A 20758-nucleotide genomic window follows, 5' to 3' on the forward strand; every position below is an offset into this window, starting at 1 on the left:
GAGGACTCCTCGGGGCCGCCCCGTCGGTCGTCAAGGACCGTGGGCACGGCGGTGACCTGCGGTCCGCAAGAGAACCTGGGGGCGGAATGGGCCTGTTCGACGGATTCCGGCGCGGCGATGTGCAGTTCGACTCGGGCAACGCGAACACCAACGCGATCGAGCTGACCAAGCGGCGCGCGCAGATATCCCTCACCAAGCAGGACGCGGCCAACGGCCACCTGCGGGTCAACCTGAGCTGGCGCATGCGCACGTCCGACATCGGCGGCTCGCAGCGCGAGAGCCTGCTGCGGCACCCCTTCAGGGCGCTCAAGCCGCCGGAGGTCATCGGCCACAGCCAGAGCGTGGTCAACGTCGACCTCGACCTGGGCTGCCTGTACGAACTCCAGGACGGCACCAAGGGCGTCGTCCAGCCCCTCGGCGGCTACTTCGGAGACGTCAACGGCCCGCCGTACGTCAAGCTCAGCGGCGACGACCGCTTCGGCTCCGGGTCCGGCGAGACGATGTACATCAACCTGGACCACCGCGACAGCATCAAGCGGCTCCTGGTCTTCGTCTACATCTACGACCAGACACCCGCCTTCGACCGGGCCCACGCCATCGTCACGCTCTACCCGAGCAACGGCCCCCGCATCGAGATCCACCTCGACGAACGCCAGCCGCAGGCCCGCTCCTGCGCCGTCGTCATGATCGAGAAGGTGAAGAACGAGATCATCGTGCGCCGCGAGGCGAAGTTCGTCTACGGCTTCCAGGCGGAGCTGGACCGGCTGTACGGGTGGGGGCTGCAGTGGGGCCGGGGCTACAAGACGAAGGTCTAGGGCCCGTCGATGGTCCAGGGCCCGTCGAGCACGTGATCCACACGCCGGGCCCTGGCTCCGCCGGCCGGGCCGGGCCCCCGCGGGCCCGGGTCTAGCGTCCGATGAACTGCGGGCCCTGCGGGGGCAGGCGGAAGTCCGGGTCGGGGGCCGCGGTGACCGGCCCCGGGTAGCCGTAGCCCGTCTGCGCCCCCGCGACGCCCGCCGTGGCCGGTGCCTGGGGGTAGCCGTGGCCGGGCCCGCTCGTGGGCTGCGGATAGCCGTACGCGGGCTGGGTCGTCGCGGGCTGCTGGGGCGGATACCCGTAGGCCGGCTGCGCGGGCACCGCGGTCGGCTGCTCCGGCGGCAGCGGCCGGGACACCTCGGGGGAGTGCTGGACCGTGGCGGGGGGCTGCTGAGCGGGGCCGGTGGTCGTCGGCTGCGCGGGCGGAGGCACGGCCGTGGTCGGGGGCGTGGGAACCGTCGTCGTCGGCTCCTCCGCCGCCGCCTCCGACTCGTCCACCGAGATGCCGTAGTCGGTCGCGAGCCCCTTCAGCCCGTTCTCGTAGCCCTCGCCCAGCGCGCGGAACTTCCAGCCCTCGCCGCGCCGGTACAGCTCGCCGCAGATCAGCGCGGTCTCCTGGCCCGTCTCCGGCTTGACGTCGAAGTACGCCAGCGCCTCCGCCCCGGTGTCCGCCGCGTCGTACAGCAGGATGCGCAGGGCCTGTACGCGGTCGAACGTGACGCCGTCCGCCGAGGCGACGAGCAGAATCCGGCCGACCTCCGTCTCGACACCGGTGAGATCTGTCTGGATCGTGTCGGTCAGGCCCTCGGCGACCCGCTTCTTGCCGAGCCGCCACACCTTCCCGGAGGGGTGCCGGGGCTGGTTGTAGAAGACGAAGTCCTCGTCGGAGCGCACACGACCGTCGGGGCCGAGGAGCAGCGCGGAGGCGTCGACGTCCGGAACCCCCTGCCCGGGTGTCCAGCGCAGCACGGCGCGCACCGTGGTGGCTTCCAGCGGGACGTTCGACCCCTTCAGCATCGCGTGCGTCATGCGGTCATCCTGCCTTCTCGGTCCTGCTCACGACAACGCGGGGGGCCGCGCCGCCACGAGCGGCGCCGAGGGCGGACGGCGACTACCGTCGTCATGGCCGGGCCCGGCTCTGCTTGCCCGCGTTACCTGAAATTCATGCCTGACGGGAACCTTTGACATGGACTTCTACGTACTATTACCGGCCAGCTTTCGACGATTCGCAGGTCGCGCAACCACCACGGGGGAGTTCCATGCGTCATTTCGGGCACATCGCCCCTGAGGTGCGGAAGCGTCTCTTCCACCGCGAGCCCTGCGTGTTCACCGCGGACTCCCCGGCCCGGCTGCTCTCGGCCGCCCTGGGCGCCACGCTCTACAGCCCGGCCACCCGGCCGCGCCTCGCCGACGACGTCGTCAAGCAGGGCGGACGCGGCGTGGTCTCCATGGTGCTGTGCCTGGAGGACTCGATCGACGACGCGGACGTCGGCCCCGGTGAGGAGAACCTCGTCCGCCAGTTCGGCGCCCTCGCCGACCTCCCGGACGCGGACCTGCCGCTGCTGTTCATCCGGGTCCGCGTCCCCGAGCAGATCCCCGACCTGGTGCGACGCCTCGGCCCCGCCGTCCGCCTGCTGTCCGGATTCGTGCTGCCCAAGTTCACCGAGGAACGCGGCATCCCCTTCCTGGAGGCCCTGGCGACCGCCGAGGCCGAAAGCGGCCGTCGCCTTTTCGCCATGCCGGTGCTGGAGTCGCCGGAGCTGCTCTACCGGGAGACCCGCGTGGAGACCCTGGAGGGCATCTTCCGCGCGATCGACAAGTACCGCGACCGCGTCCTCGCCCTGCGCCTCGGCGTGACGGACTTCTGCTCCTCCTACGGGCTGCGCAGAGGCCCTGACATGACCGCCTACGACGTCCAGATCGTCGCCTCCGTGATCGCCGACGTGGTGAACATGCTGGGCCGCGCCGACGGCACCGGCTTCACCGTGACCGGGCCGGTGTGGGAGTACTTCCGGGTCCAGGAGCGCATGTTCAAGCCGATGCTGCGGCAGAGCCCCTTCCTGGAGGTGCAGGCCGCGGACCTGCGCGAGAAGCTGATTGAGCACGCCATGGACGGCCTGCTGAGGGAGATCTCCCTGGACCACGCCAACGGCCTGCTGGGCAAGACCTGCATCCATCCCTCGCACGTGCTGCCGGTCCACGCCCTGTCGGTCGTCAGCCACGAGGAGTTCTCGGACGCCCAGGACATCGTGCGCCCCGAGCGCGGCGGCGGCGGTGTCCTGAGGTCCGCCTACACGAACAAGATGAACGAGGTGAAGCCGCATCGGGCCTGGGCCGAGCGGACCCTGCTGCGAGCCGAGGTTTTCGGCGTGGCGAACGAGGACATCGGCTTCGTGGAACTGCTCGCGGCGGGGCTGCCGAGCTGAGTCCTCGAGTCAGGTACACCGGTGAACGCGACGCAGGGAATCCATGGAGAAGGCAGTGAACGAGGGGCCGCACCACGAGGTGCGCGACGGCGTCTGGTCGGGCAGCTGGGTCGCCGAGCGGCTCGGCGTCGGGCTCGCCGGTGACGACCGGCTGACCGACCTGCTGGGACTGGCGCTGCGCCGCAACCCCAAGCGGGCGCATCTGCTGGTGTCGAATGTGCTGGGCAAGCACGTGCCGCAGTCGCCGTCGGTGGTGTACGGCCACGGGGTCGAGCTCGGCCGCCGGGTCCGTGACCTGCTGGGCGAGGAGGAGGCACGCGCCGCGGTCGTCCTCGGCTACGCGGAGACCGCGACCGGCCTCGGCCACTCCGTCGCCGACGGCCTCGGCCTCGCGCCCTGCCTGCACTCCACCCGCCGCCCGGTCGCCGGCCTCGCCCCCGCGGGCGGCTTCGAGGAGTCCCACTCGCACGCGACCTCGCACCTGCTCCTGCCGGAGGACCCCGCGCTGCTCGCCGGTGACGGACCGCTGGTCCTCGTCGACGACGAGTTCTCCACGGGGAACACGGTGCTGAACACCATCCGGGACCTGCACGCGCGGTACCCGCGGCGGCGGTACGTCGTGGTGGCGCTGGTGGACATGCGGTCGGCGGCGGATGCCGGTCGGTTGGAGGAGTTCGCCCGTGAGATCGGCGCGCGGGTGGATCTCGTGGCGGCGGCTTCGGGGACGGTGCTGCTGCCCGAGGGGGTGCTGGAGAAGGGGCAGGAGCTGGTGGCGCGCCACGAGGCCGACAGCGCCCTTCCAGGGGCGCGGGGAACTGCGCGATCAGCCCCCACCGGCCCGCACCCGGACGACGACGGCACCCGCCCCCGGCTCACCCGCATAGACCTGCACTGGCCCCGCGACCTGCCGGACGGCGGACGGCACGGCTTCACCCCCGCCCACCGGGAGCGGATGGAGGCCGCCCTGCCCGGCATGGCGGCCCGGATCGCCGCGGCACTGCCCGCCGACGCCCGCCGCGTGCTCGTGCTCGGCTTCGAGGAGCTGATGTACGCCCCGCTGCGGCTCGCCGAGGCCCTGGAGCGGACCACGGACGCCGAGGTGCGCTACTCCACCACCACCCGATCGCCCGTCCTCGCCGTCGACGACCCCGGCTACGCGATACGCACCCGCCTGGTCTTCCCCGCCCACGACGACCCCGCCGACGGCCCCGGAGAGCGGTACGCCTACAACGTCGCCGGCGCCGGCTTCGACGCCGTCGTCGCCGTCGTCGACTCGGTGGGCGACACCCCCCGGCTGCACGCGCCCGACGGCCTGCTGGCGCGGCTCGCCGCACACACGCCGCGGGTCCTCCTCGTCGTCGTACCGTCGTACGTCCCCGAGCCCCGGCCCGCCCCCGAAAGGCCCTCCATGCTGCCCGAGCCCCTCCGCGGCCCCGCCTTCTCCTCGTACGCGCCCGAGGAGGTCGGCTGGCTGCTCCAGGACCTCTCGGACGTGACGCTGGAGGCGCCGACCGAGGAGCGCGAGGAGGCCATCCAGAGCGGCGGCGCGCACTACGCGGAGTCGCTGCCCGTGGAGTACCAGCCGAGCGAGCAGTACCAGGAGCTGTTCCACGCCGCGCTGGAGACCTCGGCGGCCCGCATCGCCCGGGCGGTCGGCGTCGTCACGGAGACCGTCCTCGCGGAGCGGTCCCCCCGACCCGTCCTGGTCTCCCTGGCCCGCGCCGGCACCCCGGTCGGCATCCTGATGCGCCGCTGGGCCCAGCACCGGCACGTCCTCGACCTGCCGCACTACGCCGTGTCGATCGTCCGCGGCCGCGGCATCGACGCCAACGCCCTGCGCTGGCTCGCCGCACACCACGACCCCCGGGACGTCGTCTTCGTCGACGGCTGGACCGGCAAGGGCGCCATCACCCGCGAACTCGCCCAGGCCCTCACGGAGTTCGAGGAGTCCGACGGCATCACCGGCTTCGACCCGGAGATCGCCGTCCTGGCCGACCCCGGCTCCTGCGTGCGCACCTACGGCACCCGCGAGGACTTCCTCATCCCCTCCGCCTGCCTCAACTCGACCGTGTCCGGCCTGATCTCGCGGACGGTGCTGCGCGCGGACCTGGTCGGCCCGCACGACTTCCACGGCGCGAAGTTCTACCGCGAACTCGCCGGCACCGACGTGTCGGTGACCTTCCTGGACGCCGTCTCCGCCCGTTTCCCGGAGGTCGCGGACGCCGCCTGCGCCCAGGCCAAGGACCTGCTCGCCGCCGACCGCTCGCCCACCTGGGAGGGCTGGGCCGCCGTCGAACGCATCAGTGAGGAGTACGGCATCCACGACGTCAACCTCGTCAAGCCCGGCGTCGGCGAGACCACCCGGGTCATGCTGCGCCGCGTGCCGTGGAAGGTCCTGGCACGCGCCGGGGCGGGCAGCGACCTCGACCACGTCCGCCTGCTGGCCGAGCAGCGCGGCGTGCCCGTCGAGGAGGTGGCCGACCTGCCCTACACCTGCGTCGGCCTGATCCACCCCAAGTACACCCGGGGCGCGACCGGCGCCGACGGCAAGGCGGTGACGGTCTGATGCCCGTACTCGTCGCGAGCGACCTGGACCGCACCCTGATCTACTCCTCTGCGGCCCTGGCGCTGACCATGCCCGACGCGCGGGCGCCCCGGCTGCTGTGCGTGGAGGTGCACGAGAGCAGGCCGCTGTCGTACATGACGGAGACGGCGGCCCAGCTCCTCACCGACCTGGGCGACGCGGCCGTGTTCGTGCCGACGACGACCCGGACCCGCAAGCAGTACCAGCGCATCAACCTGCCGGGCCCGGAGCCGACGTACGCGATCTGCGCCAACGGCGGGCACCTCATGGTGGACGGCGTCTCCGACCCGGACTGGCACGCGCGGGTGACCGCGCGGCTGGCCGACCAGTGCGCACCCCTGGCCGAGGTGCAGGAACACCTGCTGCGGGCCGCCGACCCGGTGTGGGTGCGCAAGCACCGCACCGCCGACGACCTCTTCGCCTACCTCGTCGTCGAGCGCGAACTGCTGCACGAGGACTGGGTGAAGGAACTCGCGGTGTGGGCGGAGAACCGCGGCTGGACGGTGTCCCTCCAGGGCCGCAAGATCTACGCCGTGCCCAAGCCGCTCACCAAGAGCGCGGCGATGCGCGAGGTGGCCCGGCGGACCGGGGCCGATCTCACGCTCGCCGCGGGTGACTCCCTGCTCGACACCGACCTGCTCCTCGCGGCGGACCAGGGCTGGCGGCCCGGCCACGGGGAGCTGGCCGACACCGGCTTCACGGCTCCCTCGATCAGAGTGCTTCCCGACCGGGGTGTCCTCGCCGGGGAGCGGATCCTGCGGGAGTTTCTGAGGGCAGTACAGGGCGCCTGAGAACTCGGGTGTCCTGGTCGTCGTGCGGGTGCGGCGCCGTCGTGGCCGTTCGCGTCTCGCGGCGGAGCCGCACATCGGCACCGCCCGGCGCTCCTTCAGGGCGTCGCCGCAGCAGCCGTATCGCGATGAACGCCACCACTGCCAGTGCCGCCACGGCCAGGACCACCTTGGAGTAGGTGGAGACGATGTCGGACACCGTGTGCCAGTTCGCGCCGAGGAAGTAGCCCGCGAGCACGAACACCGTGTTCCAGATCGCGCTGCCCAGCGTGGTCAGGCCCAGGAACACCGGCAGGCGCATGCGCTCCACGCCCGCCGGCACGGAGATCAGACTGCGGAAGATCGGGATCATCCGCCCGAAGAACACGGCCTTGGTGCCGTGCTTGAGGAACCACGCCTCGGTCTTCTCGATGTCCGAGACCTTCACCAGCGGAAGCCGGGCCGCGACGGCCACCGTCCGGTCACGGCCGAGCAGCGCCCCGACCCCGTACAGCGCCAGCGCGCCGATCACGGAGCCGGCCGTCGTCCACAGCAGGACGGCGAGCAGGCTCATCCGCCCGCTGCTCGCGGCGAACCCGGCCAGCGGCAGGATCACCTCGCTGGGCAGGGGCGGGAACAGGTTCTCCAGGGCGATGGCGAGACCGGCACCCGGCGCGCCCAGCGCGTCCATGAGGTCGTTGACCCACTGCGGTCCGGCGTCCGCGGCGATGGCTGTCATGCCGCCACGCTAGGAAACCGGACCTGAAGGGATCCTGAGGAACTGACGGGATCCCGAACTGAAGGGATCCCGAGGAGAGCGTCAGCCGCAGCAGCCGCCACCGCAGCAGCCGCCGCCTCCGCCACCCGCGCGGGGCGCCGGGGCCGGGGCGGAGGCCGAGCCTCCCACCGCGACCGTGGAGAGGAGCTTCACCGTGTCGTCGTGGCCCGAGGGGCAGGCCGCGGGAGCGGAGGACTCCGCCATGGGACGGCTCAGTTCGAAGGTGTCGCCGCAGGTACGGCAGCGGTACTCGTAGCGAGGCATGCGCACAGGTTAACCGGCACGGTCAGTGGCCCGCCGCTCCCCGTTCCTCGCGGATCAGGGCGACCACGTGCGCCACGGACCGGCGTACCGCTTCCGTCTCCGTGAGGAAGTGCCAGTAGTCGGGGTGGCGGCCCTCAAGCGTGGCGATAGCCCGTTCCAGGCGCGCCACGCCGTCGTCCAGGGGCCGGGCGTGACGCGGGTCGGGGGTGTTGCGGCCGGCCATGGCGAGGCGCTGGGCGTCGCGGATGGCGAAGCGGGTGCGGTCGATCTCCTGCTGGGGGTCCTTCTGCACGGCGTTCAGGCGGTGCAGTCGGTCGCCGGCGGCCGAAACGGCCTCGTCGGTGGTGTTCAGCAGGGCCCGCACGGTCGACAGCAGGGCCGTCGCGTCGGCCCAGCGCTGCTCGTCACGGGCGGTGCGGGCCTCCGCCAGCTTCACCTCGGCCTGGCGGACGTTCTCGGCGGCGACCTCGGGGACTCTCTGCAGGTCCTGCCAGCAGGCGGCGGTGAAGCGGCGGCGCAGTTCGCTCAGGATCGGCGGGACCTGCTCGGAGCGGGTGGTGAGGGCCTGGGCGCGGGTGCGCAGGGAGACGAGCCGATGGTCGATCTCGGCGGCCCGGTCGGGCAGCCGCTCGGCCTCCACGCGGACCGCCTCGGCCTCCCGCGTGACCCGCTCGGCGCGCTCCAGGGTCTGGGGCACGCCGTGCTGCCCGGCGCCCTGGTTCAGCTTGGTGAGCTCCGGGGAGAGGGCGGCGAGCCGGGCGGCGAGGTCGTCCGCCTTCAGGCCCGAGGCGCGCACGGCGTCGAGGGCGTTGGAGGCGGCCAGCAGGCCCTGCCGGGCGCGCTCGACGGCGGGGGCGAGGCGGGCCAGCTGGGTCTCGGCCTTGCCGAGCAGCGGGCCGAGGCCGTCGGCGAACCGGTCCAGCTCCTGCTTGACCCGGCCGAGTTCCTCCTTGGCGGCGGTCAGCTCGGTGCGGGCGCGAGAGGCGGCCGAGGCCTCCAGGTCGTCGCGGTCGAGGTCGTGGGCGTCGACGGCGCTGATGTACCGGCTGCTGGCCTCGTCGATGCGGCGGCCGAGGGCGTCGAAGTCGGTGACGGCGCGCCGGGCGGCGGGCGAATCGTCGACGGCGGTGATCGTCTCGATCGAGATGCGCAGGTCGCGCTGGGCGGTGTCGAGCTCGTAGAAGGCGGCCGCGGCGGCGTCCTTCGCGGCCTGCGCCTCGGCCCGCTGGCCCTCGGCCCGGCCGCCGAACCAGCGCCGGGTGCCGCCGCCCGCGAAGGCGGCGGGCAGCGCCAGCGCGGCCAGCAGGGGCAGCACCGTCAGGGCGAGCGTGTCCCGGAGCGGGCCGGGGGTGCGGGGGAGGCGGCGGCGCGGACGATGTGCGCGCGGCACCGACGGCGAGTTCGGCTGCGCTGGTGTCGCCGTCACATCCCTCTCCCGTGCTGTGGTCCACCCTGCCCGGTGTCATTCTCCCACCGGTAGAGGACGAACACACGGGCCGATCAGTTCGCGGTTCGGACCGTCACTTTGCCGTCGCCGGTCCGGGCGGACACCACGTGCGGGCTGGTCTCGTCGCGGGGCACGGACACGTCCACGCCGCCGTCACCGGTCTCGGTGGTCACCCGGTAGGCGGCGCGGGGCACGGCGATGGTCACGGAACCGTCGCCGCTGCGGGACTCGACCCGGTCCGGTACGGCGCCGAGTTCGAGGCGGACCGAGCCGTCACCGGTGTGGGTGCGGACGTCACGGGAGGAGACGTCCGCCCGGATGGAACCGTCGCCGGTGCGCATCCGGAGCGGGCCGGTGGCGTCGCTGACGCGGATGGACCCGTCGTCGGTGCGCATCTCCAGGCGGCCGGTGGCGTCGCTGACGCGGATGGACCCGTCGCCGGTACGCAGCTCCAGGGGACCGGTGGTGTCGGTGACGCGGACGGAGCCGTCGCCCGTGCGGATGCTCAGCGGGTCCCGGAAGCCCCGGGCGCGCACACTCCCGTCGCCGTCCTCGACCTTCACGGTGACGCCGCGGGGCACCTCGATGCGGTGCTTGGCCGAGCAGTCGGCGACGACGCCGGAGCACTTCAGCCGCAGCACGAGCCGGTCGTCCCGCATGGACCAGGTGACCTCGGGGTCCTTGCCGATGACGACCGACCCCTGGAACCACCGGGTCACGTCGATCCTGCCCGCCGGGTTGTCGTCGGCGGCGACGATCTCCAGGGCCGAGTCGTCGGAGTCCACGGTGAGCGTGCGGCCCTGCAGCTCGAAGGACCGGCGGTCCGGGTCCGTGTCGTCCCCGGCGGACGCCCCGCAGGCACTCAGCCCGGCGACGAGCACCACGACGGCACCGGCGACGGCGACCGCACGGGCGGGGAGGGAGCGGGTGGTGCCGGTAGTGCCGGTAGTGCCGGTGGTGGTGGCAGTGGTGCGAGTGGTGCGGGCCATGACGATCTCCCCCTGGACGGACGACGGGCGCTCTCGGGCGCTCTACGACCGTATGGATCCAGGCCCCCAGGAGGGATCCGGGCCACTCCCGGATCAACGGTGGGGTTAACCCCCGGCACGGCCCCCGATACGGGTTTGCGGGACCGCGCCCCGGGCAATGTAGGCTGTCGACTCGTCCTGGGCGCGTGGCCCGGGAGCCCGGGTGCGTAGCTCAGGGGTAGAGCGCCTGCCTTACAAGCAGGATGTCGGCGGTTCGAAACCGTCCGCGCCCACCGGATCCGTCAGCAGGTCAGAGGCCCTCCATACGTTCTTTGGAGGGCCTTTCACGCGTGCGCTCGCGCGGCCTGTATCTGGACAAACGTTCCCCATGGGTGGAACGTGAGCCTTATGCCGACATTCAGGACCTCATGGGCGATCGTCGATGAGCTGCAGGATGCCCACCTGATACGCACGCGCTGGACGCCCGTTTCAGGCGGCATCCGCACAGATCAACTGATCGTCGCCGGTCACATCCATCCCGACCTGCTGAGGGATCTGGACGAGTACTTCCGGCACCTGTCCGGCACGGACGCGTTCGAGCTGCACCCGGAGCTGGCGGCCGCCGAACCGGAGTTCCGCACCCAGTACGAACTCGTGGATCCCGCCCTGCTGCCGCTCCGCACCTTCGGCACCAGGGTCAGCCGGGACCGTAAGCACTACACCTTCTGCGTCCGCCGGGACATGATGTCCGAGGCCCTGGTCCGCGAGATCAACACGGACTTCCTGCCGTCGCAGGAGGGCGCGCTGCGCACCAAGGGCAGCGTTCCCCAGTCCGACGGCGTGGTTGATCTCCAGGCGGTCGGCCAAGGCTCTGCTCCGGGTCTCACGATGCACTCCACAGGGACGCACTCCACATGGCGGCCGGAAGACCTCGCGACCGTGTCCGTGGAGTCGCCGCCCCGCCGCGCCGCGGCGTGATCCGGCGGCCGGGGCACATCAAGGTCCAGTGGATTCCATGACCCCCGGGCCGACATCGGCCCGCGGCGTTCTCTACGATGTGCGGCGTGAACAGCCCCCGACAGCGCGCCCCGCGATTCGCCGTACGGCGATGGCGTGCGCTGTGTGTGCTGGGGCTGTTGGTGGGGCTGCTGGGGATGCACGGGCTGGCGCCCGGTGGTGGTCTACCCGGGCAGGCGCACGCGCAGCCGATGCATGCGCAGCCGATGCATGCGCAGCCGATGCATGCGCAGCCGATGCATGCGCAGCCTTCGCACGCGGCCCAGACCCACGAAGGCACCTCCGCCGCACATCAGCCGCAGGCCACGCCCTACGGGCAATGCGGTCACGGGCACGTCCAGCACGCCGACGCGACCTGTGCGTCGGGGGCTGTCAGCGGTGGGCCCGTGCTGCCCCTGCTCGTCGCCGACCCGGTCCCCGTTTCCGTACGGGAGGACGCCGTACGGGCGCACGCGGTCGCCGATCCGGACGGTGCGCGCGCCCCGCCGTCGCTCTCCGAACTCCAGCTTCTGCGGATATAGGACACCCTCACGCCCCGCGCCGGCTCACATGCCCGGGGCGATGCGTCGCCGTGTCCTGAATTCGTTCCAGAAGCAAGCCGAAGCAAGCAGGAGTTCACGCATGACCAGCATCCGTACCCTGACGCGCCGGGCCGCCCTCGTGGTGGTGGCGGGCGTCGCCGTGACCGCCCTCGCCGCCTGCGGCGGCGACGGCAACGACAACGGCAGCGGGCACCAGGGGCACGCCTCCTCGTCCGCCGGTGCCGACACCGGGAGCGGCACCGCGACCGAGCCCACGGCCGGACAGCACAACGCACAGGACGTCTCCTTCGCGCAGGGCATGATCCCGCACCACCGGCAGGCCCTGGAGATGGCGCGACTGGCCGACGGCCGGGCCTCCTCCGGCGCGGTGAAGGACCTCGCGGCGCGGATCGAGAAGGCGCAGGACCCGGAGATCAAGACCATGACCGGCTGGCTGAAGGCCTGGGGCGAGGACGTCCCCGAGCCCGGCGCCGGAATGGACCACTCCGCCGCGGGCCACTCCGGCATGCCGGGGATGATGAGCGACGACGACATGGCCGAGCTGGAGAAGTCCTCGGGCAAGGCCTTCGACGCGAAGTTCCTGGCGTTGATGGTCGAGCACCACGAGGGAGCCGTGGAGATGGCCACCGTCGAGAAGAGCAAGGGCCGTTACGGCCCCGCCAAGGCCATGGCCGACGACATCGTCACCGCGCAGAACGCCGAGATCAGCGAGATGAACAAGCTCCTCGGCAAGGGCGGTGGCGCCGGCTGACGTCCGGGCCGCCGAGCCGCTACGAGGCTCCGTCGGTCTCCTCCGGCGGATCCTCGTGCGCGTGCTTCAGCGCCGAGCGGGCCACCACCCGCTCGGGGCCGCTGAGTTCGGACCAGTAGCGGTGGGTGCTGACGAACACCGCGAGCTCGTGTTCGCGCCGCCGGAGCTTCTCGACCTCCGCCTGCTCGTCGGCCGTCCAGCCGGGGGAGGCGGGGCGTTCCACCTTGCGCCAGCCGTTGTCGTCGCTGAAGCCGTCCAGCGGCTCCACCGACCACGGGAGTCGTTTCAGCAGGGCCGACAGCTCGGCCCGGACCTGATGGAGTTCCTCCTGACCGGCGAGGAGGTCACTCGGAAAGTCATAGGTCGTAGCCACGACCCAATGATACGCCTGTTCGAATTGAGTGGACGAGTGTCTTCCCGTGGTTCATGCGAACAGGTGACCGGCTACTCCGGGGGCTTGCCGCACTCGTCACGGAACGGCCGGAGGCTGCGCCTGGCCGGCGGCGTTCGTCGCACCCCGGGCGTTTCGGGCCACTGCCTTCATGTCCTCCCTGTCGCTGCGCCGCAGCACGTAGAGCTTGCCCATGGCGATCAGGCTGGGACCGCACAGCATGATCGCCAGCCACCACACGTCCCTGGCGACGTAGATGCCGGCGCCGAGCATGACGACGCTGATCACGGCGCCCACGTACAGGCCCGTCATCCAGAGCGCGTGCTGACGCTTCTCTCGCGCCAGCCGCACTTCGCGCTCCGCGGCCGCCCTGGCGTTCTCGTCCTTGCGCGCGGCCGCCTCCCGCTGCATGTCCAGCTGCCTGAGCCGGATCTGGTGGTCCCGCTTCAACTGTGGTTCCAGGGCCGCCAACGCAACCTTGAGCTGCTCCGGTCCGCCGAGGGCGGCACCCCACTTCATGGCGATCTCCAGACCCACCGAGACGACGAGGTCGTCCGGCGGGAGGGGCGGGGCGCCGCTGCTTTCTTCCACGCTCACTGCCGCGCGCCTCCATCACCGCTTCCTGCCGGGTCGTACTCGAGTGCCGTCGGTTCGGGAGGCGGCCCCAGAATCGCGAAGAGCCGGGCGAGGGCGTACTCGAGTTCACCCGCCGCTCTGGCTACCGCGTCGGCCTCGTCCTGGCTGTGCCGCGCGTACTCGCGCAGCAACTCCGCCGTCGCGAGCCCCGGTCCGGCGAAGGTGTCGCCGTCTGATGCTGTGCCCCGTACGTCGCTGCCCTCGAAGCCGGCGCCGGGCCGCCTGTGCGGCACCGGATAGCGGCCGGCGGCGAGCGCCCGGCGCAGCCGGTACTCGTCGAGCGGCCCGGAGAACGCCATGCCCTGCCCGTGGGTGCAGCCCATCGCGTGCAGGGCGACGACCTGCTCGGGCAGGTCCACGCCTTCGGCCACGGACTGCAGCCCGAGGTCGCCGGCGATGCGCAGCAGCCCACTGGTGATCTTGTGCAGGCGCGCGGACTCGACGACGCCCTCGACCAGGCCGCGGTCGAGCTTCAGGACGTCGACGGGGAGGCGCCTGAGGGTCGTGATCGCCGCCGGGCCGCTGCCGAACCCGTCGACCGTGATCCGGACACCGATCCGCCTGAGGGCGCCCAGACGACGTTCCAGTTCGTCCAAGGAGACTGCCGCATCGGCGTCGAACAGCTCGATGATCAGCAACCCGGAGGGCAGCCCGTGCCGGGTGAGCAGCGCCTCGATCGAGCCGAGGGGCTTCGACGGGTCCAGGAGCCGGCGGGCACTGATGCGGATGGCCACCGGCACCGCGTGGCCCGCCGCATACCGTTCTGCGGCCTGTTCGACGGCCTCCTCGATCACCCACCGGTCCAACTCGGCGGTCTCGTCGCTGCCTTCGGCCGCGCGCTGGATCTCCGCCGGGGTGAAGAGCACCCCTTGCGAGGAGCGCCAGCGCACGTGAGCGGCCACCGCTGTGATCCGGCCGTCCTCCAGGGACACCACGGGCTGGTGGAGCAGGGCGAACTCGCCGTCGTGGAGCGCGGCGCGCAGCCGTGTGGCCCGCTCGGCCTTGCGGACGGCGTCCTGCTGTATCTGCGGCTTGCGCAGCTCGACGCGGCCCTTGCCGCCGGCCTTGGCCCGGTGCATCGCCAGGTCCGCGTTGCGCAGCAGTTCGCCCGCGCCGAGGCCGGGCTCGGCGAAGGCCACGCCGATGGAGGCGTTGACGCGGACATCGTTGCCGTCGATGAGGTAGGGCTGGGAGAGCGTCGTCCTGAGGCGGTCGGCGAAGTCGATGATGTGCTGCGCCCGGGCGTCACGGTCGTGGGTGTTGTCCCCGACGATCAGGGCGGCGAACTCGTCCCCGCCGAGCCGTGCGGCGGTGTCGCCCTGGCGGACGGAGTCCTGCAGTCTGCGGGCGGCCTGGACGAGCAGTTCGTCCCCGGCCTGGTGCCCGATGGTGTCGTTGACGGCTTTGAAGCCGTCGAGGTCGATGAAGAGCACGGCCGTGTTCCGCAGGGCCACGCCCCGGTCGGAGGCGCGGCGGCCCGACAGCGCGTGCTGGACGCGCTTGGTGAACAGGGCGCGGTTGGGCAGGTCGGTGAGCGGGTCGTGCTCCGCGTTGTGCTGCAACTGGGCCTGGAGCCGGACCCGTTCGGTGACGTCCCTGCTGTTGAAGATGAGGCCGCCGTGGTGCCGTTTGACGATCGACTCGACATGGATCCAGGTTCCGTCGCCCGAGCGGAAGCGGCACTCGATGCGCGTGGTGGGCTCCTCGCCCGGGTCGGCGGCGAGGAAACGCCGCACCTCGTGCACGACGCTGCCCAGGTCCTCCGGGTGGATGAGACCGGCCAGTTCCGTCCCCACCAGATCCTCCGCCGGGCGGCCGTAGACACCCTCGGCGGCCGGGGAGACGTACCTCAGGATGCCGCTGGGGGCGACGAGCATGATGACGTCGCTCGAGTCCTGCACCAGGGAACGGAAGTAGTTTTCCTTCTGGGACAGTTCCCGGACGAGTTCCAGGTTGTCGAACAGCGCGAAGGCCTTCTGCACGACGAGAACGAGCACGACCGTGCCGGCCGTGACGAGCATGACGGCTTCGACGCCACGGCCGCTGAGCGCGGCATAGGAGAGACCGAGCATCCAGGCGGCCGTCGCAATGACGAGTGCGCGGAGCGCCGAGCCGGTGCGCGTCGGAGCCGCCCTGCGTAATGACGACAAGAACTTGCGCATGCCCGTCCCCCTTCGCGCCGCCTGCACACTATCGAGACTCCGGCAGCACTGTCAGTAAGACAAGCTAACTGCTCGTGATCGTGTCGACCGCTCCCTCGTCGGGGGTCAGTTCGCCCACCACCCGTTCCGTCACCGGAGCCGGTATGCCGTGGCGGTCGGCGGCGCGGAGCAACGCACCGCCGATGGCGTCCAGTTCGAGGGGCCGGCCCGCCTCGGCGTCGCGCTGCATCGAGGACTTCATCGACGGCGGGAAGGTGTCGTAGCGGGCGAGGGCCTGGGCCGGGTCCGCCGGGCCGCCGCACGCGCGGCTGATCGCGGCCGTCTCCTCGACCAGCGCGGTGAGTTCGTCGCGGTGGCGGGTGCGGACCTCGCCGAGAGGGACGCCGTGGCGGGTGGTCAGCAGGGCCATCGGGGCGAGGAACGACATCTTCGCCCACAGGGCCGCCGTCTCGTCCGCCAGGACCCGGGTGGCCGGGCCGGCGGCGTTGAAGGTCTCCGCCAGGGCGTCGAGGCGGGCCCGGGGGACGCCCGTGCCGGTCAGGTCGATCTCCGCGAAGGGACTGCCGTGTTCGATGACGCCGGGGGCGATCCGGGTCGACTCCACGCGGATGACGGCGGGGGCGACGCGGTCGGCCCGGTAGCGGGCGCGCAGGGCCGCCGGGTGTTCGACGCCGTTCAGGAACGGCACGAGGAGGCCGTCGGACAGCGCGGACGCGGGGACGCGCGCCAGGGCGGCGTCGAGGGTGGTGTGCTTGACGGCGATCAGGCAGGCGTCGACCGGTTCGCGCAGCCGGGTGTCGGCCTCCACGCGGGCCGTGAAGTCGCCGAAGCGGCCGCTGCGGACCTGGATGCCGTCGGTGCGCAGGGCGTCGGCCGTCGTCTCGCCGGCCAGGCAGATCACGCGGTGGCCGGCGCGGGAGAGCAGGGCGGCGAGCAGGCCGCCCACGCCGCCCGGGCCCAGGGCGGCCACGGTGATGTCGTTGCCCATGTCGGGTTCCTCTCGTCGGTCGGCCCCGGGATGGTGGCCGCCTCTCCGTGATCATGACAGGAGTCGCTGTCCTACGGGAGCCGAACGGGCGAGACTGGGGGCATGTGCCGGAGTATCAAGACCCTGCGTCCGCCCGTGCTGCCCGAAGAGGCCACGGCGGAGGACATTCGGGCTGCCGCGTTGCAGTACGTGCGGAAGGTCTCGGGTTTCCGGGCCCCCGCCGCTCACAACCAGGAGGTGTTCGACCGCGCGGTGGAGGCCGTCGCGCAGGCCACGGCCGAGCTGCTGGACGGCCTGGAGGTACGAGGGGCCGGTACGCGCCGGGCGGGCTGAGCGGGCCCGCTACGAGGCCCGAGGCTCCCTGCGCATCAGGTACGCCGCCCCCGCCCCCGCCGCGAACAGCGCCCCCACCGACACCGCCGTCGCCAGCCAGCTCGCGCCCAGCCAGTGCGCGCCGAAGTAGCCCAGGGCGACGCTGTACACCGCCCAGGTGAGGCCGGCCAGGGCCGACCAGGGGAGGAAGTCGCGGGCGCGGCGGTGGGCGGCGCCCGCGCCGAGGGAGACGACGGAGCGGCCCGCGGGGGCGAAGCGGGCGAGGACGACGAGCGCGCCGCCGCCCCGCGCGAGCGCCGCGCCGAGACGTTCCTGCGCGGTGGTCAGGCGCCGGGACCGGGAGATCGCCCGGTCCAGCCGGTCCCCGCCGCGCCAGGCGAGGCGGTAGGCGACCAGGTCACCCAGGACGGAGGCGGTGGCTGCGCACAGGGTCAGGGCCAGGATGTCGGGCACGTCGGTCGCCGAGCCCGCGGCCGCCGCCGTGGCCGCCGTGATCACCAGGACGCCGCTGGGCAGCACCGGCAGGAACACGTCGAGCAGGACGGACAGGGCCACCACCGCGTAGATCCATGGGCTGCCGATCAGCGACCCCACCTGCTCCAGCACCGCAACTCCCCGTGACTCCCCCGTGGGCCAGACCGTGCCGCGATGTCGCGGGGGGAGCGGCAGGAGTGGCCATGACAGCCATACAGCGTACGCCCGGGGTGTGACGGGCGGTTCACGGGGGGCTCGTACGTTCGGTACGGAGTGTTTCACCTCGTCTCGGCTCGTCCGGGTTGTCACCCGGCTGCCGTGTTCCGGGGAGCGGTCGGTGCGGGCGTCCCGTAGCGCACGGCGCGCGGCGGCGCGACGACCGTCCGGCTGCGCGTGACCGGCATGAAGCCCGGGCACGCCTACGGCGTCCACGTCCACCGCGAGCCCTGCGGTGCCGATCCCGAGGCCGCCGGAGGGCACTACCAGCACCGGCCCTCGGGCGATCCGCACCACGTCGGTCCGCACAACGAGGTCTGGCTCTCCTTCACCGCGGACCGGCAGGGCGCGGGCGCCCGGGTGGCCCGCTTCACGGTGCCGTTCGGCTGGGTGGCGGCGAGCGGGTAGCGGAAACGCCGAACGGCGCCTCCCGTCCGGGAGAGGCGCCGTTCTCCGTCGAAAGGGCCGGGCGGCTCAGGCCGTCACCGGTGTCCGGGCGGACCGCTGCCCCTGCGTCGACGTGCGCTTCGCCAGCAGCCGGTCCAGGCCGAAGGCGCCGGAGCCCGTGAAGATCAGCAGGAACATGGCCCAGCAGTACATGGCCGCGCCCTCACCGCTGTTCTCGATGGGCCACAGGGCCTGCGGCTGGTGGACCTTGAAGTACGCGTACGCCATGGCGCCGGAGGAGATGAAGGCCGCGATGCGCGTGCCGAGGCCCAGCAGGACCAGGGTGCCGCCGACGAGCTCGATGACGGCCGCGTACCAGTTCGGCCAGGCACCGGTGGAGGCGGTGCCGCCCTTGCCGTCCACACCTCCGAGGACGCCGAAGAGCGCGACGGCGCCGTGGCAGGCGAACAGCAGGCCGATGACGATCCGGAACAGCCCGAGGGCGTACGGCTGCGCGCCGTTGAGGCGTGCGGTCATGGGGGGTCTCCTTCGGTTGGCCGGCCGAGCGGGGCCGGTCGGGGACAGAACCGACGAGTAACCCACGTTAGGTGCGCCTAATTGATGCTTGCAAGTTCAACATTTGGCCACGGCTTTACCTCTGGCTGGGATCCGATTCCGGCCCCAGTCGCACGTAGGGCGGCTCTCGCCACCGCGTCCGCGTCCGAAAGGGTGACCGAATCCACACCTGGACGCGCTCCCGCCGCGGTCACCCAGTGGACGCCTTCTGTCGGCACTCCGAACGCGAACCGCCTTGTGTGTGCAACTCCTTGACGGTCAATCAGATGATACGGGCGCCGGGTCACATCCAACCCGCCTGTTTCGTAACCGTCCACGGTGTGCGGGCGGCACTGCCCGCTCCGCAGCAGCCCGGCGAGCAGCTCGTCGGCCGTGCGGCGCAGGTCGGGTTCGGGCAGTCGGGCCTCTATGAGGGTTCTCACACGGACGGCCGAGCCCGGCACGTCGGGTGAGTACGCCGTCCAGGCCCCGTCCTCGTCCGCCACCCGCAACCGCGGCCCGAGCACCGTCACCACACCCGCCTCCACCAGCGCCGCGAGCTCCTCCGTGCGGCGCCGGGGCGGGCCGATGGAGAGGAACGCGTTGAGCGGGGTGTACCAGCGGTCCAGGTGGTCCCGGCGGGAGTGGCCGGCGAGCCCGCCGTGGTCGACGATCAGCCGCAGTTCGTTGCGCAGGTCGCGCAGCACGTCGAGGGCCGCCTTCAGCGGACCGTCCACATTGCCCAGGGCGGCCTGTGCGGCGTCCCGCCGCAGGTACGCCAGCAACCAGTCGCGCCACTCGCCCGGGTGCGCGAAGTCCTCTCCGGCGTACGGCCGCAGGACCCGCTCCCAGGACCAGCGGCCGGTGCCGGGCACACCGAACTCGTCCAGCAGCAGCGCCTCTCGGGGATCGCCGTGCGGGACGGCCAGGAAGCGGTCGGCGAACTCCCGGTCCCGCCCGCCCCGTCCCGTGCCGGACGCGGAGGTCCCCGGCCGCCGCAGCAGCGCGCAGTAGTAGACCGTCTCCACCTCCTTCGCCACCAGCGGCCATATCTTCGCCCGGAAGTCCGGCGCCTCCCCGGAGTCCGCGCGCTTGCGGAAGCCCGCGATCACCTCCGGTGTGAGGACCAGCGGGACGTGCCGGCCGTACGGCCCCTTCGCGTTGTCGCCGCGCGCCTGGTACGGCACGCCGCGCCGGGAACCGGCGTAGAGCCGTGGCTCGCGGCCGGAGGGGAGATAGCGCAGCCCCCGGTCGTCGCGGACGAAACGGCCGCCGCGGCCGGTCGTCAGCAGGGCCGTGTGGTCGAAGAAGTTGAGACCGAGGCCGCGCAGCAGGACCGGTTCGCCCGGGGGTACGGCGGACAGGTCGACGTCGGCCGGGTTGGCGGGCGGTACGTGGCGCAGGCCGTGCCGGGTGGCGTGGGTCGCGAGGCGCCGCTGGACCGGATCGGCGGTCACCGGCAGATGGCCCTGGGCCAGGATCACCGCGGACAGGCCGGTCAGCGTGCGGCCGTCGTCGAGGGTGAGGGCCTGGTGGCCGCCGGGCATGTCCCGCAGCCCGGTGGCACGCGCCCGGTGCGTCTCCACGCGCACGGCCGCCGGTGCCTCCCGTACGACCTCGGCGAACACCCACTCCAGGTAACGGCCGTAGTCGGCCCGGGTCGGGTACTCGTCCGGGCCCAGCGCGCCGCGCGCCCACTCGTACAGGCTCGGGCCCGGGCGGATCGGGCCCGAGCAGTCCACGCTGTCGTCGGTGAACAGGGTCACCTGGCAGGCGACGGTGTTCATCAGCAGTTCGGACGACTGGGCGGTACGCCAGACCCGGCCCGGCCCGGGCGGATCCGGGTCGACGACGTGCACCGTCAGCCGGGCACCGGGCGGGAGGAGTTCCGGGGCGGAGGCGCACAGGCGTTCCAGGACGCTGGTGCCGCGGGGCCCGGCCCCGACCAGGGCGAGGGAGAGCGACCCCGGTTGACGGGGCGGTGTGGATTCCTCTGCCGGTGCGGATGCCGCTGCCGGTGCGGATTCCTCGGTCGACGCAGACAAGGGTGGAACTCCAGGGCGTGGGGGGCGCATGGGTCGGAGGTCCGCCGGTGGGGAAGCGGACGGTCCGCCTCATCATGCCGTCGCCGGGAGCGGGAGTCGGGGCCCGCGGGGAAGGATTGACACTCGCTGTGGCATGCGTCACTAGCATCACGGGTCACAGCGGCAACAAACGGGCGGTACGGGTGGGTTACGGGGCAAGCTGCGGGTGCGT

Annotated in this window: 20 protein-coding genes, 1 tRNA gene and 1 pseudogene; 10 read left to right on the forward strand and 12 right to left on the reverse strand. The window is 72.4% G+C overall.

Translation table 11 applies throughout. The features are described from left to right. Positions 1-86 precede the first annotated feature (86 nt). A complete protein-coding gene (locus ACSUPV_RS28585) occupies positions 87-815 on the forward strand; it encodes a TerD family protein (protein WP_037762973.1) in 729 nt (242 codons plus the stop codon). A gap of 91 nt (positions 816-906) precedes the next feature. Here ACSUPV_RS28585 and ACSUPV_RS28590 read toward each other — a convergent pair whose 3' ends face one another. Then, positions 907-1845: a TerD family protein gene (locus ACSUPV_RS28590; protein ID WP_031112018.1), complete on the reverse strand. Its 939-nt coding sequence runs from the start codon at positions 1843-1845 to the stop codon at positions 907-909. Positions 1846-2075: 230 nt separating this feature from the next. On the opposite strand from ACSUPV_RS28590, the gene ACSUPV_RS28595 reads away from it, so the two are divergent. From ACSUPV_RS28595 to ACSUPV_RS28605, 3 genes are read left to right on the forward strand one after another with little or no spacing between them, the layout of a single operon-like run. Further along, entirely contained in the window at positions 2076-3242 is a 1167-nt protein-coding gene (locus tag ACSUPV_RS28595; protein WP_031112019.1) for an HpcH/HpaI aldolase/citrate lyase family protein, read from the forward strand. 43 nt (positions 3243-3285) lie between these two features. Next, complete coding sequence (locus ACSUPV_RS28600; RefSeq protein ID WP_436948825.1) at positions 3286-5808, forward strand: phosphoribosyltransferase; 2523 nt, start codon at positions 3286-3288, stop codon at positions 5806-5808. Further along, the gene (locus tag ACSUPV_RS28605) at positions 5808-6617 is read left to right on the forward strand and encodes a hypothetical protein (protein ID WP_031112021.1); all 810 of its coding nucleotides are present in this window, start codon (positions 5808-5810) and stop codon (positions 6615-6617) included. The genes ACSUPV_RS28600 and ACSUPV_RS28605 overlap by 1 nt, the downstream gene beginning before the upstream one ends. Here the strand turns inward: ACSUPV_RS28605 and ACSUPV_RS28610 are convergent. The 4 genes from ACSUPV_RS28610 to ACSUPV_RS28625 form a co-directional block, all read right to left on the reverse strand. Further along, complete coding sequence (locus ACSUPV_RS28610) at positions 6538-7332, reverse strand: DedA family protein (protein ID WP_037762977.1); 795 nt, start codon at positions 7330-7332, stop codon at positions 6538-6540. The two genes, ACSUPV_RS28605 and ACSUPV_RS28610, sit on opposite strands and share 80 nt — an antisense overlap. 81 nt (positions 7333-7413) lie before the next feature. After that, positions 7414-7635, reverse strand: a complete 222-nt coding sequence (locus ACSUPV_RS28615; protein ID WP_031112023.1) for an FmdB family zinc ribbon protein — start codon at positions 7633-7635, stop codon at positions 7414-7416. A gap of 22 nt (positions 7636-7657) precedes the next feature. Next, positions 7658-9061: a hypothetical protein gene (locus ACSUPV_RS28620; RefSeq protein WP_037762978.1), complete on the reverse strand. Its 1404-nt coding sequence runs from the start codon at positions 9059-9061 to the stop codon at positions 7658-7660. 74 nt (positions 9062-9135) lie between these two features. Then, the gene (locus tag ACSUPV_RS28625; protein WP_037762980.1) at positions 9136-10071 is read right to left on the reverse strand and encodes a DUF4097 family beta strand repeat-containing protein; all 936 of its coding nucleotides are present in this window, start codon (positions 10069-10071) and stop codon (positions 9136-9138) included. A 200-nt stretch (positions 10072-10271) separates the two neighbouring features. On the opposite strand from ACSUPV_RS28625, the gene ACSUPV_RS28630 reads away from it, so the two are divergent. The 4 genes from ACSUPV_RS28630 to ACSUPV_RS28645 all read left to right on the forward strand — a co-directional run bounded on the left by ACSUPV_RS28630 (position 10272) and on the right by ACSUPV_RS28645 (position 12360). Continuing rightward, positions 10272-10343: transfer RNA gene (locus ACSUPV_RS28630), tRNA-Val, on the forward strand. A 115-nt stretch (positions 10344-10458) separates the two neighbouring features. Beyond that, positions 10459-11028 carry a hypothetical protein gene (locus ACSUPV_RS28635; protein WP_037762982.1) on the forward strand — a complete coding sequence of 190 codons (570 nt, stop codon included), beginning with the start codon at positions 10459-10461 and terminating at the stop codon, positions 11026-11028. A gap of 77 nt (positions 11029-11105) precedes the next feature. Next, positions 11106-11588 carry a DUF6153 family protein gene (locus tag ACSUPV_RS28640; RefSeq protein WP_436948826.1) on the forward strand — a complete coding sequence of 161 codons (483 nt, stop codon included), beginning with the start codon at positions 11106-11108 and terminating at the stop codon, positions 11586-11588. 100 nt (positions 11589-11688) lie between these two features. Next, positions 11689-12360: a DUF305 domain-containing protein gene (locus ACSUPV_RS28645; protein WP_436948827.1), complete on the forward strand. Its 672-nt coding sequence runs from the start codon at positions 11689-11691 to the stop codon at positions 12358-12360. Positions 12361-12379: 19 nt separating this feature from the next. Here ACSUPV_RS28645 and ACSUPV_RS28650 read toward each other — a convergent pair whose 3' ends face one another. From ACSUPV_RS28650 to ACSUPV_RS28665, 4 genes and pseudogenes are all read right to left on the reverse strand, one after another. Next, positions 12380-12733, reverse strand: coding sequence for a hypothetical protein (locus ACSUPV_RS28650; RefSeq protein ID WP_359788911.1), 354 nt, complete (start codon positions 12731-12733; stop codon positions 12380-12382). Between the two features lie 96 nt (positions 12734-12829). Continuing rightward, positions 12830-13348 carry a hypothetical protein gene (locus ACSUPV_RS28655; protein ID WP_037762988.1) on the reverse strand — a complete coding sequence of 173 codons (519 nt, stop codon included), beginning with the start codon at positions 13346-13348 and terminating at the stop codon, positions 12830-12832. Further along, positions 13345-15519: pseudogene (locus tag ACSUPV_RS28660) on the reverse strand (putative bifunctional diguanylate cyclase/phosphodiesterase); the annotation flags it as partial. The gene ACSUPV_RS28655 and the pseudogene ACSUPV_RS28660, both read right to left, overlap by 4 nt. A 94-nt stretch (positions 15520-15613) precedes the next feature. After that, on the reverse strand, positions 15614-16537 hold the full coding sequence (locus ACSUPV_RS28665) for a ketopantoate reductase family protein (protein ID WP_436948828.1): 924 nt from the start codon (positions 16535-16537) through the stop codon (positions 15614-15616). A 102-nt stretch (positions 16538-16639) separates the two neighbouring features. Here ACSUPV_RS28665 and ACSUPV_RS28670 point away from each other — a divergent pair, with 102 nt between their 5' ends. Beyond that, on the forward strand, positions 16640-16870 hold the full coding sequence (locus ACSUPV_RS28670) for a DUF2277 domain-containing protein (protein WP_031112046.1): 231 nt from the start codon (positions 16640-16642) through the stop codon (positions 16868-16870). A 9-nt stretch (positions 16871-16879) separates the two neighbouring features. On the opposite strand, the gene ACSUPV_RS28675 is transcribed toward ACSUPV_RS28670, so the two are convergent. After that, a complete protein-coding gene (locus ACSUPV_RS28675) occupies positions 16880-17476 on the reverse strand; it encodes a DedA family protein (RefSeq protein ID WP_037762992.1) in 597 nt (198 codons plus the stop codon). A 261-nt stretch (positions 17477-17737) separates the two neighbouring features. Here ACSUPV_RS28675 and ACSUPV_RS28680 point away from each other — a divergent pair, with 261 nt between their 5' ends. Continuing rightward, positions 17738-17968: a hypothetical protein gene (locus tag ACSUPV_RS28680; protein ID WP_436948829.1), complete on the forward strand. Its 231-nt coding sequence runs from the start codon at positions 17738-17740 to the stop codon at positions 17966-17968. A 66-nt stretch (positions 17969-18034) separates the two neighbouring features. Here ACSUPV_RS28680 and ACSUPV_RS28685 read toward each other — a convergent pair whose 3' ends face one another. Both ACSUPV_RS28685 and ACSUPV_RS28690 read right to left on the reverse strand, forming a co-directional pair. Beyond that, entirely contained in the window at positions 18035-18484 is a 450-nt protein-coding gene (locus ACSUPV_RS28685) for a DoxX family protein (RefSeq protein ID WP_031112050.1), read from the reverse strand. A gap of 77 nt (positions 18485-18561) precedes the next feature. Continuing rightward, positions 18562-20577 carry an FAD/NAD(P)-binding protein gene (locus ACSUPV_RS28690; RefSeq protein ID WP_436948830.1) on the reverse strand — a complete coding sequence of 672 codons (2016 nt, stop codon included), beginning with the start codon at positions 20575-20577 and terminating at the stop codon, positions 18562-18564. Between the last annotated feature and the right edge of the window lie 181 nt (positions 20578-20758).

This window comes from Streptomyces sp. SudanB52_2052 (assembly GCF_964272415.1).
GTDB classification, from domain to species: Bacteria; Actinomycetota; Actinomycetes; order Streptomycetales; family Streptomycetaceae; genus Streptomyces; species Streptomyces olindensis.

What these genes read in the sequence shown, in the direction of transcription:
- ACSUPV_RS28585 (WP_037762973.1), top strand. Translation starts at nt 87, where the DNA reads ATGGGCCTGTTCGACGGATTCCGGCGCGGCGATGTGCAGTTCGACTCG.
- ACSUPV_RS28590 (WP_031112018.1), bottom strand. Translation starts at nt 1,845, where the DNA reads ATGACGCACGCGATGCTGAAGGGGTCGAACGTCCCGCTGGAAGCCACC.
- ACSUPV_RS28595 (WP_031112019.1), top strand. Translation starts at nt 2,076, where the DNA reads ATGCGTCATTTCGGGCACATCGCCCCTGAGGTGCGGAAGCGTCTCTTC.
- ACSUPV_RS28600 (WP_436948825.1), top strand. Translation starts at nt 3,286, where the DNA reads ATGGAGAAGGCAGTGAACGAGGGGCCGCACCACGAGGTGCGCGACGGC.
- ACSUPV_RS28605 (WP_031112021.1), top strand. Translation starts at nt 5,808, where the DNA reads ATGCCCGTACTCGTCGCGAGCGACCTGGACCGCACCCTGATCTACTCC.
- ACSUPV_RS28610 (WP_037762977.1), bottom strand. Translation starts at nt 7,332, where the DNA reads ATGACAGCCATCGCCGCGGACGCCGGACCGCAGTGGGTCAACGACCTC.
- ACSUPV_RS28615 (WP_031112023.1), bottom strand. Translation starts at nt 7,635, where the DNA reads ATGCCTCGCTACGAGTACCGCTGCCGTACCTGCGGCGACACCTTCGAA.
- ACSUPV_RS28625 (WP_037762980.1), bottom strand. Translation starts at nt 10,071, where the DNA reads ATGGCCCGCACCACTCGCACCACTGCCACCACCACCGGCACTACCGGC.
- ACSUPV_RS28635 (WP_037762982.1), top strand. Translation starts at nt 10,459, where the DNA reads ATGCCGACATTCAGGACCTCATGGGCGATCGTCGATGAGCTGCAGGAT.
- ACSUPV_RS28640 (WP_436948826.1), top strand. Translation starts at nt 11,106, where the DNA reads ATGTGCGGCGTGAACAGCCCCCGACAGCGCGCCCCGCGATTCGCCGTA.
- ACSUPV_RS28645 (WP_436948827.1), top strand. Translation starts at nt 11,689, where the DNA reads ATGACCAGCATCCGTACCCTGACGCGCCGGGCCGCCCTCGTGGTGGTG.
- ACSUPV_RS28665 (WP_436948828.1), bottom strand. Translation starts at nt 16,537, where the DNA reads ATGGGCAACGACATCACCGTGGCCGCCCTGGGCCCGGGCGGCGTGGGC.
- ACSUPV_RS28670 (WP_031112046.1), top strand. Translation starts at nt 16,640, where the DNA reads ATGTGCCGGAGTATCAAGACCCTGCGTCCGCCCGTGCTGCCCGAAGAG.
- ACSUPV_RS28685 (WP_031112050.1), bottom strand. Translation starts at nt 18,484, where the DNA reads ATGACCGCACGCCTCAACGGCGCGCAGCCGTACGCCCTCGGGCTGTTC.
- ACSUPV_RS28690 (WP_436948830.1), bottom strand. Translation starts at nt 20,577, where the DNA reads ATGCGCCCCCCACGCCCTGGAGTTCCACCCTTGTCTGCGTCGACCGAG.